Origin of the sequence: Mesorhizobium sp. M5C.F.Ca.ET.164.01.1.1 (genome assembly GCF_004792125.1) — a bacterium.
Classification (GTDB): Bacteria; Pseudomonadota; Alphaproteobacteria; order Rhizobiales; family Rhizobiaceae; genus Mesorhizobium; species Mesorhizobium wenxiniae.
In genome coordinates this window covers 2,605,281-2,620,382 of sequence record NZ_SRTG01000001.1, presented here as the reverse complement: position 1 = coordinate 2,620,382, position 15,102 = coordinate 2,605,281, and the positions used below count along the sequence as shown (strand labels likewise).

Here is a 15,102-nt window from a genome sequence, read left to right as displayed (position 1 = left end):
CAGGCTGCGGGAATCGCACACAGAATCAGATGCTGAGACTTGGGCCTAACGTAGGGCCAAACCATACAATCTTGAGAAAAATCCGATACTAGGGCACAATTTGTGGACGCATCTGAAGTGCGCAGCGCAGCTATCTTCAAATCCGGCCGTCTTGCGCCGAGTGACAGATCGCGGCGGAGGGTCGGCGTCGATGGATCAGGCCTTCTTTCTTTTGTTCGCTGCGGCGTCCGTGATCACGGCACTGACCGTGGTCCTGGCGCGGAATCCGGTTCACAGCGCATTGGCGCTGATGGCGTGTTTCCTGCAGATCTCGGCGATCTTCGTCTTGCTCGAGGCGCCGTTGCTCGCGGTCATCCAGATCTTCGTCTATGTCGGCGCGATCATGGTCCTATTCCTTTTCGTGATCATGATGATCGATGTGCGCGAAGCGGTGTTGCAGCGGTTCTTGCCGGGCGGCAACCTGCCGGCTCTGGTGCTGCTCGTCGTGCTTGGGTTCGAGATGCTTGCGCTGGTGCTCTGGAGCGACCGCTTTTCGGTCACGGAGCCCGTCGCTATGCGCACCGGTGGCGAGATCAGGCAGCTCAGCACGACGCTTTTCGCCGACTATCTCCTGCCATTTGAAACCGCCTCCGTCATCCTGCTGGCGGCCCTGGTCGGCGCCATCATGCTGGCGCGGAAAGAGCCGAGGTGATGGTGCCGCTCTGGTGGTATATCGTGCTAGGAGTGGTCCTGTTCGTGATCGGAGCGGCGGGCGTACTGCTCAGGCGCAACATCCTGGTCGTGCTGATGTCGCTGGAGCTGCTGCTCAACTCGGTCAACATCAATTTCATCGCTTTCGGGCACTACTACGACGACTTCCGCGGGCAGATCTTCGCGATCTTCGTCATCGCAATCACCGCGGCGGAGGTTGCCGTCGCTCTCGGCATCTTGGTCGCCCTCGTGAGGAACAAGCCCACCCTCAAGGTCGACGACGTGACCATGATGAAGGGATAGCGGCTTGGACCCGGTGATATCGATCCGGCCGCTGCTTGCCGTCGCCGTCGCAGGTCTGGCGGCACTTGCAGTTCTCCTTCTGAACAACCGCGAAAAACTCCGCGATGTCGTTTCGCCGTTGGCCGCGATCGCCATGTTTGCAATTGTCGCCTCAATGGCGCCCACGGTGCTGGCGGGCGGCACGGTGGATTTTCGCCTGTTCGAGATTCTGCCGGGGATCGACTTCGCTTTCCGGGTCGATGCGCTCGGCATGGTGTTTGCCACCGTCTCGTCGCTGCTGTGGATTGTGGCGGCGATCTATTCCATAGGCTACATGCGGCACTTGAACGAGCACGCGCAGACCCGGTTCTTCGCCTGCTTTGCCACCAGCCTCGCGGCGGCCGTCGGGGGCGCCTTCGCAGCCAATCTATTCACGCTGGTGATCTTCTACGAGGTGCTCAGCCTCGTTACCTATCCGCTCGTCTACCACCACGAGGACGAAGAGGGATGGGCGGGCAGCCGCAAGTACCTCGTCTATTTGATGGGCGCGTCGAAAAGCCTGCTTCTTGCCGCGCTGGCCCTGACCTACCACATTGCCGGGTCGCTCGACTTTGTGGCGGGGGGGCTGCTGGCGGGGGTCGATGCCTCAGCGTCTCTGCTGACGGTCATCTATTTCTGCTATCTCTTCGGCTTCGCCAAGGCCGCGGTGATGCCAATGCACGCCTGGCTGCCTGCCGCGATGGTGGCGCCGACACCGGTCAGCGCGCTATTGCATGCGGTTGCAGTGGTCAAGATGGGTGTGTTCTGCGTGCTGCGGGTGGTGTTCCATGTCTTCGGCGCAGGGCTTCTTGACGGGCTGGGGCTCGGCCTCGCCACGGCCTATCTGGTCTCGTTCACGATCCTGATGGCGTCCATCTACGCCCTGACGCGGGACGACCTGAAGGCGCGGCTCGCCTATTCGACGGTCAGCCAGCTGTCCTACATCGTGCTTGGAGCTGTCCTACTGTCGCCGGTCGCGATGGTCGGCGGGATCATCCACATTGCGGCGCATGCGTTCGCCAAGATCACGCTCTTTTTCTGCGCCGGTTCGATCTATTGCGCCTCTGGTAAGCGGAACATCAGCGACATGGCCGGCATCGGCCGCAGGCTGCCCTGGACGATGGGGGCGTTCTTCGTCGGCTCGCTCAGCATGATCGGGGTACCACCGACTGCGGGCTTCGTCAGCAAGTGGTATCTGGCGCTGGGCTCGGTGGAGGCGGGGGAGATCGCGTTCCTGATCGTTCTCTTGGTGAGTTCGGTCCTGAACGCCGCCTATTTCCTGCCGGTCAGCTATGTCGCCTTTTTCGGGACGGATGCGCAGGAGTGGCCGGCAACGGTCCATGAAATTCCGATGGTGACGATCCCACTGGTCGCGACCGCCATTTTGTCGGTGTCGATGGGCATCTTCCCCGGCTATTTCCTCGCCCTGGCGGAAGGAGTGGTCAGATGATCAACCGCGTCGTCGATTTCTTTGGTGACGGGCGATATGCGAAGCAGCGCCGCTGGCTGTTCTTTCTCGTGCTCGTTCTGATCGTCATCGCAGACTTTCTGGTCTTTCGCGAACACGCCGAATACCTGTGGGACCGCCTGCCCGGCTGGTCGGCCGTCTACGGCTTCGGCTCCTGCGTGCTGCTGATCCTATTTTCCAAGTTCCTCGGCCATCAGGGTGGGCTGATGCGGCGCGAGGACTATTATGACTGACTTCGTCCATCCCGCCGTCCTATTCATTCTCGGCGCCCTGCCGATCCCCTTCCTGAAAGGGTCAATCCGCAAGGCTTATCTGCTGCTGATCCCGGCGCTGGCGATCCTCGCCGTTTTCACGATGCAGCCTGGCAGCTACGGTGAGGCGCAGTTCATCGGGCAGGAACTCCTGATTGCGAAGGTCGACAAGTTGAGCATCGTCTTCGCCACTGTTTTCACTATCATGGCGCTGATCGGCATGGTCTACGCGCTGCACCTGACGCGCGCCGGAGAGCATGTGGCGGCGTTCGTCTACGTCGGCAGCGCGCTCGGCGTGGTGTTTGCCGGCGACTACCTGACCCTGTTCCTGTTCTGGGAAGGTATGGCGTTTGCCTCTGCCTATCTGGTCTTTGCCCAGCGCGGCGGGCCGGCGGTCCGTGCCGGGTTTCGGTATCTCATGGTCCATATCACCGGCGGCGTCGCCCTGCTCGGCGGCGTCATTCTCCACGGGCTCGCCACCGGCTCGCTGCTCTTCGGCCCGATCGAGGGGGGGATGGGCGTCGCCGCCTACCTGATCCTTGCCGGGTTCATGCTCAACGCCGCGGTGCCGCCGCTCAACGCCTGGCTGACCGACGCCTACCCGGAGGCGACCGTCACCGGAGCGGTGTTCATGAGCGCCTTCACCACCAAGACCGCCGTCTACGTGCTGGCGCGGACGTTTCCGGGGACCGAGCTTCTGGTCTGGCTCGGCACGGTGATGGCGCTTTACGGCGTCATTTACGCGGTGTTGGAGAACGACTGCCGGAGGCTCTTGGCCTATCACATCGTCAGCCAGGTGGGCTACATGGTGGCGGGCGTCGGCATCGGCACCGAGATGGCGGTAAACGGTGCCACTAGCCATGCCTTCGCGCATATCCTCTACAAGGCGCTCCTGTTCATGGGCGCGGGGGCGGTGATCCATGTCACTGGGCTGCGCAAGCTCACCGAGCTCGGCGGGCTCTACAGGACCATGCCGCTGACCGTGGCGCTCTACATGGTCGGCGCCTTCGCGATCTCGGCATTTCCGTTCTTCTCGGGCTTCGTCACCAAGTCGATGGTGGTCGCCGCCGCCGGGCAGGACCACCGCGCGCTGGTGGTGTTAGCGCTCACCATGGCGTCGTCGGGAACCTTCCTGCACACTGGGCTGAAGCTGCCCTACTACATGTTCTTCGGCACCGACCGAGGGCTTCAGGCGCGCGAGCCGCCCCGCAACATGCTCGTTGCGATGGGCATGGCGGCGGTGCTCTGCATTGCGATCGGGGTTTTCCCCCAGCCGCTTTACGCGCTTCTGCCCTATCGGGTCGACTTCGAACCCTACACCGGCGTCCATGTCACCGAGAGCCTCGGTGTGCTGATGTTCACCGCACTGGGATTCGTGCTGTTCCTCAGGGCGCTCGACCCCGAGAACACGATCAGCCTCGACACCGACTGGTTCTACCGCAAAGGCGCGCGGCATTTCATGTGGCTCGCCGAAAAACCGTTGGCGCGCTACGAGCAGGCGGTGAGCGACGTGTCCGAGACCGCGGTGCTGCCCTTCCTGCACGGGACCGCACGGGCCGGACTGCGGACCGATCTCAACGGTGTGGACGCCGTCGTGAGCGGCGTCGCCCGCTCGATCCTGCGCGGTGGCGGCGCGCTGCGCAAGCTGCAGACCGGCGTCGTGACCCATTACGCGCTGGCGATGATCGTGGGTGTGATCGCAGCCATCGCCGTCTTTGCCGTGGCGTGGCAGTAGGGCGATGGCGTTCCCGCTGCTTAGCCTCATCGTGTTCATGCCCGCCGCCGGGGCAGCGGTTGTGATGTTTCTCCGCAACGACGATGCGGTGCGGTGGACGGCGCTGGGCGTCACCGTCCTCGACTTTGCTTTCTGCATCGTGATGCTGGCCGGCTTTGACACCACTACCCACGAGATGCAGTTCACCGAGACGCGCCCGTGGGTGCCCGCACTCGGAATCACTTACGCGCTTGGCATCGACGGAATCAGCGCGCTCTTTGTATTCCTGACTGCGCTATTGGGCTGGATCTGCGTGCTCGCCTCGTGGGTCGCGATCGACCGCAAGGTGAAGGAGTTCATGGTCAGCCTGCTGGCCATGCAGGCGCTGATGCTGGGGGTGTTCTGCGCGCTCGACCTGTTCCTGTTCTACGTCTTCTGGGAGGCGATGCTGATCCCGATGTACGTGATCATCGGCGTCTGGGGCGGCGACGGCCGGGTCTATGCGGCGTTCAAATTCTTCCTCTACACGCTGGCGGGCAGCCTTCTGTTCCTGATCGGGGTCATCGTGCTCTATCTCCACGGCGGCGAGACCTTCGACATCCTCGCCCTGACGGCGCAGGATTTGCCGTTCCGGGTTCAGTCCTGGCTCTTCTTTGCTTTCCTGATCGCTTTCGCAGTCAAGGTGCCGATGGTCCCGGTCCATACATGGCTGCCGGACGCCCATGTGCAAGCGCCGACGGCGGGCAGCATCATCCTCGCCGGAGTGCTCCTGAAGATGGGCGCCTACGGGTTCCTGCGGTTCTCGCTGCCGATGCTGCCGGAGGCGTCGGTGCATTATTCGACGCTGATGCTGGCCCTTTCGGCGCTTGCGATCGTCTATGGCGGGTTGCTTGCCTTGGCGCAGGATGACCTCAAGAAGCTGGTGGCCTATTCCAGCATCAGCCACATGGGCTTCGTGACGCTGGGGATTTTCACGTTGAACCTCCGCGGGCTCGAGGGCGGCATCCTGCAAATGTTCAATCATGGCGTAACGACGGGCGCGTTGTTCCTGTTCGTCGGCCTGATCTACGAGCGGACCCATACCCGCAGCATCGCGGATTATGGCGGGCTGATGAAGGCTGCGCCGGTCTATACCGCGTTTCTTGCGCTGTTCACCCTGTCGTCGATGGCGCTGCCGGGAACGAATTCGTTCGTGGGCGAGTTGCTGGTGCTGTCAGGCGCGTTTGCGGCCAATCTGGCTGTCGGCGCCGCCGCCGTTCTGGGGGCTCTGCTGGGCGCGGCCTACCTGCTTGGCATGTATAGGAACGTCGCGCTCGGTCCGGCCAGCGTCGGCGCGCGGTTCAAGATACGCGACGTGAACGCTCGCGAACTGGTGGCGATCCTGCCACTGGCCGTCTTCGTGCTGTGGGTCGGGCTTTATCCGAAACCCTTTCTCGACATCATCGACGCTTCGATGAGGCATCTGCTGGCACAGGTGCACGGTGACGGGGGCGGTCAATGACCGCCGCCGCGCTTTTCCAGTCGATCCTCGCGAGCCTGCCCGAGATCGTGGTGGTCGCTGGGGCCTGCATATTGCTGATCCTAGGACAGCTTGTGCGGAAGGGGCAGGGACATTTCCTTGTCTGGGCTTCCGTCGCGGTCGTGTTGATTGCCGGCTTGGCGACACTCATGCTGGCGGGAGAGGTGCGGCCGGCCTACACGGGCATGTTCATCGCCGACCCCTTCGCGGTCTTCTTCAAGGGCCTGTTCTACTTAGCCACCGTTCTGACATTCCTCCTTTCGCGAAAATATACAGAGATCGAAAAGATCGGGAGCAGCGAATACTATGTCCTGCTGCTCTTCGCGCTTTCGGGAATGATGATCTTGGCCTCGGCGACCGACCTCCTGTCGATCTATGTGGGCCTCGAACTGATGGCGCTCTCCACCTATGTGCTGACCGGCTTCCTGCGGCAGCAGCGGCGGTCGAACGAAGCGTCGCTGAAATACGTGATCCTTGGCGGGGTCTCGACCGGGATTTTCCTTTACGGCGTTTCTCTGGTCTACGGGCTCACCGGCACGACGCAGTTGGACGGGATGGCTGCGGCGGTGACCGGCGATCCGCTCGATCCCGGATTGCTGCTGGCGGTGGTCTTCATCGTCGCGGGACTGGTCTTCAAGGTCGGCGCGGTGCCGTTCCATATGTGGGTGCCGGACGTCTATGAAGGCGCCCCGACGACGATCACCGCCTTCATGTCAGTAGGCCCCAAGGCGGCGGCGTTCGCGGTGATCCTGCGGGTGTTCCTCAACCCGCTTGTCGCAGCCTCGGACGCCTGGATCATCGTCGCGGTCATTGCTGTGGTGACGATGGCGCTCGGCAGTTTCGTGGCGCTGGTCCAAGACAATTTCAAGCGCCTCTTGGCCTATTCCAGCATTGCCCATGCCGGGTTCGCCATGTTCGGCGTGGTGGCCGGCGGTGCGGACGGGATTGCCAGCGTAATGCTGTACCTGCTGATCTATGCGTTCATGAACCTCGGCATCTTCGGCACCGTCATCATGATGCGGAACGGCGATTTCTCAGGCGAGGTCATCGAGGAGTACGCGGGTTTCGCCAAGTTGCATCCCGGGCTGGCGCTTCTGATGCTGCTCTATCTGTTCTCGCTGGCCGGCATTCCGCCGACGGCCGGGTTCTTCGCGAAGTTCTACGTGCTGGTTGCGCTCATCGAGCGGGGTTTCGTCTTACTGGCGGTGATTGCAGTGCTGTTGAGCGCCGTCGCCGCCTATTTCTATATCCGCATCGTTATGGTGATCTACATGCGCGAGCCGGAGCGCACGTTCGACCCGGCGCTGTCGCCCTCGCTCCGCGCCACACTCGCCATCACCGCCGCCGGCACCGTCGGCATCGGCCTATTTCCGGCTTGGTTTCTGAGGCTTGCCCAACATTCCGCGTTTGGCGGCTGATCGATTGGATTTGCAATGATGCGGCCGACCTTATACTCTGGTAGAGCAAGAAAGGAACGCCAAGTCGCTTCCCGGGGGTCCGCATCACCGGCCCGAAGGTGGCCGGTCGCGGCCTGAGCAAAGCCCTCGGTAGGTGACCGGGGTAGCGCGACATGACTGGAATGGATTTCCTGCCGGTTCTTTTCATGGTCGCCGGAATTGTTCTGGTGGCAATGGCGACGCTCTTTGTCTCCTCGCTACTGCGCCCATCCAATCCCTATCCGGCGAAGAACATGCCCTATGAATGCGGCATGGACCCGGCGGGCGAGGCCGCCGGGGGCCGCTTCAGGGTGCAGTTCTTCATCCTCGCGATCCTGCTGGTCGTCTTCGATGTCGAGGCGATGTTCCTCTTTCCCTGGGCTGTCGTCCTGAAAGAGATCGGACTGGTCGGCTATGTCGAGATGTTTGTCTTCATGTTGCTGCTTCTTGTGGGCTTCGCCTACGCCTGGCTGAAGGGGGCGTTAGAATGGGAGGAGTAAACAACGCGATCCGCGACAGCGTGCTGTTCACCACGGCCGACAGCGTGATCAGCTGGAGCCGAAGGTCGGCGCTTTGGCCCGAGACCTTCGGCATCGCCTGCTGCGCCATCGAGATGATCTCGGCGGGTTGTGCGCGCTACGATCTCGACCGGTTCGGCGTGGTGTTCCGGCCTTCGCCGCGCCAGTCCGACGTGATGATCATCGCCGGCACCGTGACGCGGAAATTCGCGCCAGTCGTGCGTCGGCTCTATGACCAGATGCCGGAGCCGCGCTGGGTCATCGCGATGGGGACCTGCGCGATCTCGGGCGGGGTCTACAACACCTACGCCGTGGTGCAGGGGGCGGAGACTTTCGTGCCAGTGGACGTGCATGTGCCCGGCTGCCCGCCGCGGCCCGAGGCGCTGATGCATGGCATCCTTCTGCTTCAGGAGAAGATCAAAAAATCCCGGGCGCTGGCCGGGACGCCTCTGGACCGGGTCGCGGCGCCATGAGCGCGAAGACGCCCCTCAACCGCGCCCCGATAGCGGAGCGTTTCGGGGCGGCAATCGAAGATCTTGGCTTCGCGCATGGCGTGCACGCCTTTGCCGCTCCGCCTGAATTGATCGTCGAGCTTTGCCGGTTTCTGAAGGAACACCCGGCGCTGCGGTTCAACTTCCTGTCCGACATTTGCGGGGTCGATCATCACCCCGAGGCGCCGCGCTACGAGGCGGTGTACCACCTCTATTCGCTGCCGAACAAATGGCGCGTTCGGATCAAGTGCCGTCTCGGCGATCCGCCGCGGGTTCCGTCAGTGACGGGGGTCTGGCGTACTGCCAACTGGCATGAGCGTGAAGCCTGGGACATGTACGGGATCAGGTTCGAGGGCCATCCGGACCTGCGCCGGATCTACATGTGGGAAGAATTCGAGGGCTTCCCGCAGCGCAAGGACTTTCCGCTACGCGGTTACAAGGACAAGCTGAACCCGTTTGGTGCCGAAGGCCCTCCGCCGACGAAGCCTGACCTTGCCACCAGGAACATACCGTAAAGGAGATCATTCCACGACAGGAAGCTGAGATGACCGAAGTCACGCAACTGAGCAGGCTGGAAGGCGAAGCGCCCGACACCAGGGAAGTACTTCTCAACCTCGGACCGCAGCATCCCAGCACGCATGGGGTGCTGCGGCTCGTCCTTGAGTTGGAGGGCGAATATGTCGCGCGCTTGGACCCGCATATCGGCTACCTCCACCGCGGCACCGAAAAACTGGCCGAGAGCTTCACTTACACCCAGATTTTTCCGCTGACCGACCGGCTCGACTACCTCTGCCCGCCCTCGAACAACCTCGCTTTCGCGCTGGCCGTGGAGAAGCTCCTGGGCATCGAAGCGCCGATCCGGGCGCAATATATCCGCGTGCTGATGGCCGAACTGGCGCGGGTCTCTGGTCATCTCCTGATCACCGGCGCGCTGCCGATGGACCTGGGCGCCATGACCGCGTTGGTTTACGCTATGCGCGAGCGTGAAATGATCATGGACCTGTTGGAGATGATCAGCGGGGCGCGGATGCACACCTCCTTCTGCCGGGTCGGCGGTGTGCGCGAGGACCTGCCCGACGGGTTCTTCCCCAAGATCAGGGAGTTCTGCGACATCTTCCCGAATCGGATCCGCGACTATGAACGGCTGGTCGAGAACAACCGAGTGTTCCTGAAGCGCACGCAGGGGATCGGCGTGATCTCGGGCGAGGACGGTGTCGATCTCGGCCTGAGCGGCCCGAACCTGCGCGCTTCAGGCGTCGACTGGGACATCCGCCGCGACGAGCCTTACGAGATTTACGACCGGCTCGACTTCAACGTCATCACCCGCGACGAGGGCGATTGCTACGCGCGCTGGCGATGCCGGGTCGAGGAGATGCGCGAGAGCGTCCGGATCATCGAACAATGCCTCGACCAGATGCCCGAGGGGCCGTTCCAGATCGATATGCCGACAATCGCTTTCCCGGTGAACAAGGACAAAGTGCACTGCTCGATGGAGGCGCTGATCCAGCATTTCGACCTATCGGCCTATGGCTTCAAGGTGCCGAAGGGCGAGGTCTATTCGGCGATCGAGGCGCCAAAGGGCGAGCTCGGGTTTTATATCATCAGCGATGGGTCGGAAAAGCCGTTCCGTATGAAGGTGCGGGCACCGTCGTTCGTCAACCTTCAGGGACTGTTCGGGGTCAGCAATGCGCGCTACCTGGCGGACATGATCGCCGTGCTCGGCAGCCTCGACCCAGTGATGGCCGAGGTGGACAAGTAGCAGGGGATTTTGGACGCGATGAACATGCGCGAACAGATCGAGGCGGCGGCGGCGCGGTATCCCGACCAGCGCTCGGCGATCATGCCCGCGCTTCTGATCGCGCAAAAGGAACATGGCCATCTGCCCGGCCCGGTGTTGGAAGAGGTCGCCGACATCCTCGGTGTCGAGCGGGTCTGGGTCTACGAATTGGCGACCTTCTACACCCTCTTCCATACCGAGCCGGTAGGTCTGTTCCACCTGCAACTCTGCGACAACCTCTCCTGCATGCTGCGCCGATCCGACGACCTGCTGAGGCATCTGGAGACGGTGCTGGGGATCGAAAAGGGCGGCACGACCCCGGACGGGCTGTTCACGCTTTCGACCGTCGAATGCCTCGGCGCTTGCGAGATGGCCCCGGTGATGCAGGTCGGCGACGACTATCACGGCGACCTCGACATCGCGCGGATCGACGCGCTCGTGGACAGGCTGCGCGCGGCGGCGGGGCAAGCGACCGGCGCCGAACTCGCCGCCGCAGAACCGCCGGGAGAGTAGCCGCCATGTTTGAACCGGTCCTTCTCAGAAACATGGACGTGCCGGATGGCCATCTGCTTTCGAGCTATGAGGCCGGCGGCGGCTACCAGGCGCTGGCGAAGGCGCTGCGCCAGTACACGCCCGACGAGATCATTGACCTCGTCAAGCAATCGAACCTGCGCGGTCGCGGCGGAGCCGGATTCCCGACCGGGTTGAAATGGAGCTTCGTGCCGAAACGGGCCGACAAGCCGAAATACCTGTGCTGCAACGCCGATGAGGGCGAGCCGGGCACCTTCAAGGACCGGATCATCATGGAGCGTGATCCGCACCAGCTGATCGAGGGCATGGCGATCAGCGCTTACGCGATCGGGGCGGACACCGCCTATCTCTACATCCGCGGGGAGTACGTGCTGGCGATCCGGCGGCTGGAACAGGCGATCGGCGAGGCCCATGCGAAGGGCTATCTGGGAAAGCGGATTCTGGGCTCGGATTTTAATTTCATCATGCACATCCATTGCGGCGCCGGCGCCTATATCTGCGGCGAGGAGACCGCGATGCTCGACTCGCTCGAAGGCAAGCGGGCGCAGCCCCGTCTGAAACCGCCATTTCCGGCGGTCGCGGGGCTCTACGCCAGCCCGACCGTGATCAACAATGTCGAGACGCTGGTCTGCGTGCCGCATATCGTGGCGCGGGGGCCGGACTGGTTTCGTGGCATCGGCCCCGACAAGAGCCCCGGTCCGAAGCTTTATTGCCTTAGCGGGCAGGTGCGGCAACCGGGCCTTTTCGAACTGCCGATGGGCATATCGCTGCGTGAACTGGTCGAGGACCGCGCCGGCGGGCCGCCACCGGGGCGCAGGATCAAGGCGGTGATCCCCGGTGGGGTCTCGGCGCCGCTGATCCCGGAGCGCGGGCTGGATGTCGGGATGGACTTCGACTCGCTGGCTGCGGCCGGCTCGATGCTTGGCTCGGCCGGGGTGATCGTGATCGACGACTCGACCTGCATGGTCAAGGTCGCCACCCGGATCATCGAGTTCTTCCATCACGAGTCCTGCGGCAAATGCACGCCTTGCCGCGAAGGGCTGAACTGGGTGGTGAAAGTGCTGCGCCGGGTCGAGGCGGGACAGGGCGCGCCGGACGATTTGGAACAGCTGGAGGCGCTCTGCAAGGGCATTTTCGGCAACACGTTCTGCGCTCTTGGCGACGGCGCGGCTATGGGGCTGCGGGCGGCACTGGCGCATTTCGAGCATGAATTCGTCGCCCATATCGAGGAGCGGAGGTGCTCGTTTCACTAAGGAGCGCGCAGGGAGAAGGCCGCAAGAAGTCATGGTTAGCGTCACGATCGATGAACAAACGCTGGAAGTGGAGGCAGGCTCTACGGTGCTGCAGGCCGCCGAGCGTTTGGGCATCGAAATCCCGACCTTCTGCTATCTCAAGCGGCTGCCGGCGCTGGCCTCCTGCCGCATGTGCCTGGTAGAGATCGAAGGGCAGCGGCGGCTGCAGCCTTCCTGCGCCGCCGCGGTCACCGACGGCATGGTAGTGCGGACGAACACGCCGCTGATCGACGAAACGCGCTCTTCCATGCTCGACATGCTGCTCGCCAACCACCCCCTCGACTGCCCGATCTGCGACAAGGGCGGCGAGTGCGAGCTTCAGGACATGGTGATGGCATACGGGCCCCGGGAAAGCCGGTTCCGCGATGCCAAACGTGTGTTCCACTCCGAGGACATCCGTCTCAGCCCGGTCATCATCATGAACGTCAACCGCTGCATCCAGTGCCAGCGCTGCGTCCGGATGTGCGAGGACGTGGTCGGCGCGGTCGCCTTGGGCACCATCGAAAAAGGCATGGACACCGCCGTCACCGGCTTCGAGGGCAGTCTCGCGAGTTGCGACCAGTGCGGCAATTGCGTCGAGGTCTGCCCGGTCGGCGCACTGATGAGCTTCCCCTATCGCTACAAGGCACGGCCCTGGGATCTGGTCGAGACCGACACGGTCTGCCCGCACTGCGGCACCGGCTGCCAGCTCACCGTCGGCGCGCGCAAGGGCGAGTTCATGCGGGTCCGTTCGAAGTGGGAGCATGGCGTCAACCGCGAAACGCTCTGCGTTCGGGGGCGCTTCGGCCTCGACTTCGTCGGGAGCCGGGACCGGATCAAGCGGCCGATGATCCGTCGTGACGGCGCACTGGTTCCGGTTTCCTGGGACGAAGCCGGGGACTACCTGCGCCGGCGCCTGTCGGCCGTCGAGAGCAAGGCTGCGGGCGGGCTGGCCTCGCCGCGCCTGCCCAACGAGGTGCTGTACCAGTTCCAGAAGTTGATGCGGACGGTATTCCGGACCAACAACATCGACTGCTCGTCGCGCTGGTCCACGCCGTTCGAGACGCTCGGCCCGTTGGTGGCGGGCTTCTACACCCGCGCGCCGCTGGAGGAGGTGATCGGCAACGACTGCGTGCTTGTCGTCGGTGGCAACGTGACTGACGAGAACCCAGTCACTGAATACCTGCTGCGAGACAGCGCCCGGCGGCGGCAGACCGGGTTGCTCATGCTCTCGGCGCGGCCATCCCGTCTGGACGCCGATGCCCGGGTGGTCGTTCGCGTTCGGCCGGGCGGTGAGGCAGCGAGCCTTGCCGCGGTAGTGGCCGGGCTGGTGGCGGCGGCTGGTCAGGCCTTGCCGCGTGACGTTTTTGCCGACAGGGGCGCGACAAGCGGTGGGCCGGAAGGGACCGCAGAGAGTAACGGGCCGGACCGTCTGGTCGCCGCGCTGCTGGAAGGCCGCGGCGTCACCGTTCTTGTCAGCGCCGATCTCCTGAGATCACCCGAAGCGCGCGCGACGCTGCAGCAACTCAGAAACCTGTTGCAGCTTCTCCGCATACTCGGCAAGGACCTGGCGATGCAGTTCCTCTTCGACCGTGCCAACCAGTTGGGCGCCTGGGACATGGGGGTTCTGTCGGCGGCGCTGCCGGGGCTGCGCCCGGTCAATGATGATGCGGCGCGCACAGTTCTCATACGGGCGTGGGGCGCCGAAATTCCACCTGAGCCGGGCGCGGATCTCGACGCCATGCTGGCGCTTTGTAACGAGGGACGGGTAGGCGCGCTTTATATCGCCGGAAGCGACCCCCTGATGGCCTATCCCGACCGGGGATTCGTGAAGCGGGCGCTTGATGCCACCGATCTCCTGATCGTGCAGGACACCTTCCTCACCGATACCGTGGGTCTGGCCGATGTCGTCCTGCCTGCGGCGGGTTATGGAGAGGAATCCGGCACCTTCACCAACAACGAGGGCCGGATCCAGGCGGTCCGCAAGTTCCGCGAACCCGCCTTCGAGGCGCGGGGCAATCTGGCGATCTTGCACTTCGTAGCAGCGCTCCGCAACCAGGCAATGCAACCGTCGATGCAAGGCGAAATCTTCCGCGAGATTGCCCGGCTGGTTCCGGCCTACCAAGGGCTGACGCAGGACGGGCTTGGCGCCGACGGAGCATTCACCACGGCGGACCCGACGCCGCCGGCTGGCGAGTTCTTCGCCCCTCCTCCTAACCCGAATGCGGCCGACCGGCTCATGTTGGTCACCGGCAACTGCCTGTTCCACAATGGATATCTTTCCGAACGCTCGGAGATCCTAGTTACGGTGGCGGATGACCCATATGTTGAGATGAGCGCGTGGGACGCCGCGCAGCTTGGCCTTTCGGATCGCGATCAGGTGATCGTACGATCCACCCAGGGCGAACTGAGGGCGCAGCTCAAGGTCAATAGGCATTTTCCCGGGGGGCTCGTGTTCGTGCCGGAAAACTATAGAGACCTGCGTCTCAACAGCCTTATGCGGCGGGGCGAATACCCTTGTCCGGTGGAGGTTCAAAAGGCGCACGCTGCCTTCGCCACCGGAGTCGAGGCGCGCCCTGAAAGTCGCGGCCGAGGCATTGCCGAGCTTCCGGGCAGTTCACCCTAATCGGCTCCCCCGGGCTTGTATCCTCAGTGATAAGGGGTCCCGGCAATGTAATCGCTCAATGCTTGCTCGGTACGGAGCAATTCGTCGAGCCGGTGCTTGACCACGTCGCCGATGCTCACCACGCCGACAGAAGCGTCGCCGTCCATGACCAACACATGGCGCGTGCGTCGGTCGGTCATGAGCGACATCACAAAGGGCAGCAAATCCTGTGTCGAACAGGTCACCACACTGCGGTTCATGATGTCGGCGACCCGCATTGTGGGCGCCTCGATTCCGTATTCAGCCACCGCATAGCAGCAGTCCCGCTCCGACAGCGTGCCCAGGCATTCCCCGGGCGAACGGCTGACGACCACGAATCCGATGTTGTTGTCCCGAAACAGCCGCAGGACTTCTACGACCGTCTGATCTGGTGTGACCGAGATGAGCTCGGGAGATTTGGTCTTCAAGATTTGGCAGACAAGCATCTGAGCCTCCTGTGCTCCGGCTTGA

15 protein-coding genes are annotated in these 15,102 nt (G+C 63.2%); 14 read left to right on the top strand and 1 reads right to left on the bottom strand.

Annotated elements, in window-relative coordinates:
- Positions 1-190: 190 nt before the first annotated feature.
- The 14 genes from EN807_RS12905 (at position 191) to nuoG (ending at position 14,613) form a co-directional block, all read left to right on the top strand.
- Positions 191-691, top strand: a complete 501-nt coding sequence (locus EN807_RS12905) for an NADH-quinone oxidoreductase subunit J (RefSeq protein ID WP_095492105.1) — start codon at positions 191-193, stop codon at positions 689-691.
- The gene (gene nuoK / locus EN807_RS12900) at positions 691-993 is read left to right on the top strand and encodes an NADH-quinone oxidoreductase subunit NuoK (RefSeq protein ID WP_095492104.1); all 303 of its coding nucleotides are present in this window, start codon (positions 691-693) and stop codon (positions 991-993) included. The genes EN807_RS12905 and nuoK overlap by 1 nt, the downstream gene beginning before the upstream one ends.
- 4 nt (positions 994-997) lie before the next feature.
- Positions 998-2,461: a monovalent cation/H+ antiporter subunit D family protein gene (locus EN807_RS12895; RefSeq protein WP_127316760.1), complete on the top strand. Its 1,464-nt coding sequence runs from the start codon at positions 998-1,000 to the stop codon at positions 2,459-2,461.
- On the top strand, positions 2,458-2,712 hold the full coding sequence (locus tag EN807_RS12890) for a hypothetical protein (protein WP_127316759.1): 255 nt from the start codon (positions 2,458-2,460) through the stop codon (positions 2,710-2,712). Before EN807_RS12895 ends, EN807_RS12890 begins: the two co-directional genes overlap by 4 nt.
- Positions 2,705-4,465 carry a Na(+)/H(+) antiporter subunit D gene (locus tag EN807_RS12885; RefSeq protein WP_135935169.1) on the top strand — a complete coding sequence of 587 codons (1,761 nt, stop codon included), beginning with the start codon at positions 2,705-2,707 and terminating at the stop codon, positions 4,463-4,465. Before EN807_RS12890 ends, EN807_RS12885 begins: the two co-directional genes overlap by 8 nt.
- Positions 4,466-4,469: 4 nt before the next feature.
- Positions 4,470-5,945, top strand: coding sequence for an NADH-quinone oxidoreductase subunit M (locus EN807_RS12880; RefSeq protein WP_135935168.1), 1,476 nt, complete (start codon positions 4,470-4,472; stop codon positions 5,943-5,945).
- Entirely contained in the window at positions 5,942-7,381 is a 1,440-nt protein-coding gene (locus EN807_RS12875) for an NADH-quinone oxidoreductase subunit N (protein WP_135935167.1), read from the top strand. Before EN807_RS12880 ends, EN807_RS12875 begins: the two co-directional genes overlap by 4 nt.
- Before the next feature lie 152 nt (positions 7,382-7,533).
- Entirely contained in the window at positions 7,534-7,899 is a 366-nt protein-coding gene (locus EN807_RS12870; protein ID WP_127316755.1) for an NADH-quinone oxidoreductase subunit A, read from the top strand.
- Positions 7,887-8,390 (top strand): NADH-quinone oxidoreductase subunit B, encoded by a 504-nt coding sequence (locus EN807_RS12865; protein WP_127316754.1) that lies wholly within the window; start codon positions 7,887-7,889, stop codon positions 8,388-8,390. Before EN807_RS12870 ends, EN807_RS12865 begins: the two co-directional genes overlap by 13 nt.
- Positions 8,387-8,923 carry an NADH-quinone oxidoreductase subunit C gene (locus tag EN807_RS12860; RefSeq protein ID WP_127316753.1) on the top strand — a complete coding sequence of 179 codons (537 nt, stop codon included), beginning with the start codon at positions 8,387-8,389 and terminating at the stop codon, positions 8,921-8,923. The genes EN807_RS12865 and EN807_RS12860 overlap by 4 nt, the downstream gene beginning before the upstream one ends.
- A 29-nt stretch (positions 8,924-8,952) precedes the next feature.
- Positions 8,953-10,167, top strand: a complete 1,215-nt coding sequence (nuoD, locus tag EN807_RS12855; RefSeq protein WP_135935166.1) for an NADH dehydrogenase (quinone) subunit D — start codon at positions 8,953-8,955, stop codon at positions 10,165-10,167.
- 18 nt (positions 10,168-10,185) lie between these two features.
- Entirely contained in the window at positions 10,186-10,698 is a 513-nt protein-coding gene (nuoE, locus tag EN807_RS12850; protein ID WP_123151400.1) for an NADH-quinone oxidoreductase subunit NuoE, read from the top strand.
- Positions 10,699-10,703: 5 nt separating this feature from the next.
- Positions 10,704-11,969 (top strand): NADH-quinone oxidoreductase subunit NuoF, encoded by a 1,266-nt coding sequence (gene nuoF, locus EN807_RS12845; protein ID WP_135935165.1) that lies wholly within the window; start codon positions 10,704-10,706, stop codon positions 11,967-11,969.
- 31 nt (positions 11,970-12,000) lie between these two features.
- Positions 12,001-14,613: an NADH-quinone oxidoreductase subunit NuoG gene (gene nuoG / locus EN807_RS12840; RefSeq protein WP_135935854.1), complete on the top strand. Its 2,613-nt coding sequence runs from the start codon at positions 12,001-12,003 to the stop codon at positions 14,611-14,613.
- A 23-nt stretch (positions 14,614-14,636) separates the two neighbouring features.
- On the opposite strand, the gene EN807_RS12835 is transcribed toward nuoG, so the two are convergent.
- Positions 14,637-15,077, bottom strand: a complete 441-nt coding sequence (locus EN807_RS12835) for a CBS domain-containing protein (RefSeq protein ID WP_127316750.1) — start codon at positions 15,075-15,077, stop codon at positions 14,637-14,639.
- Positions 15,078-15,102: the final 25 nt, after the last annotated feature.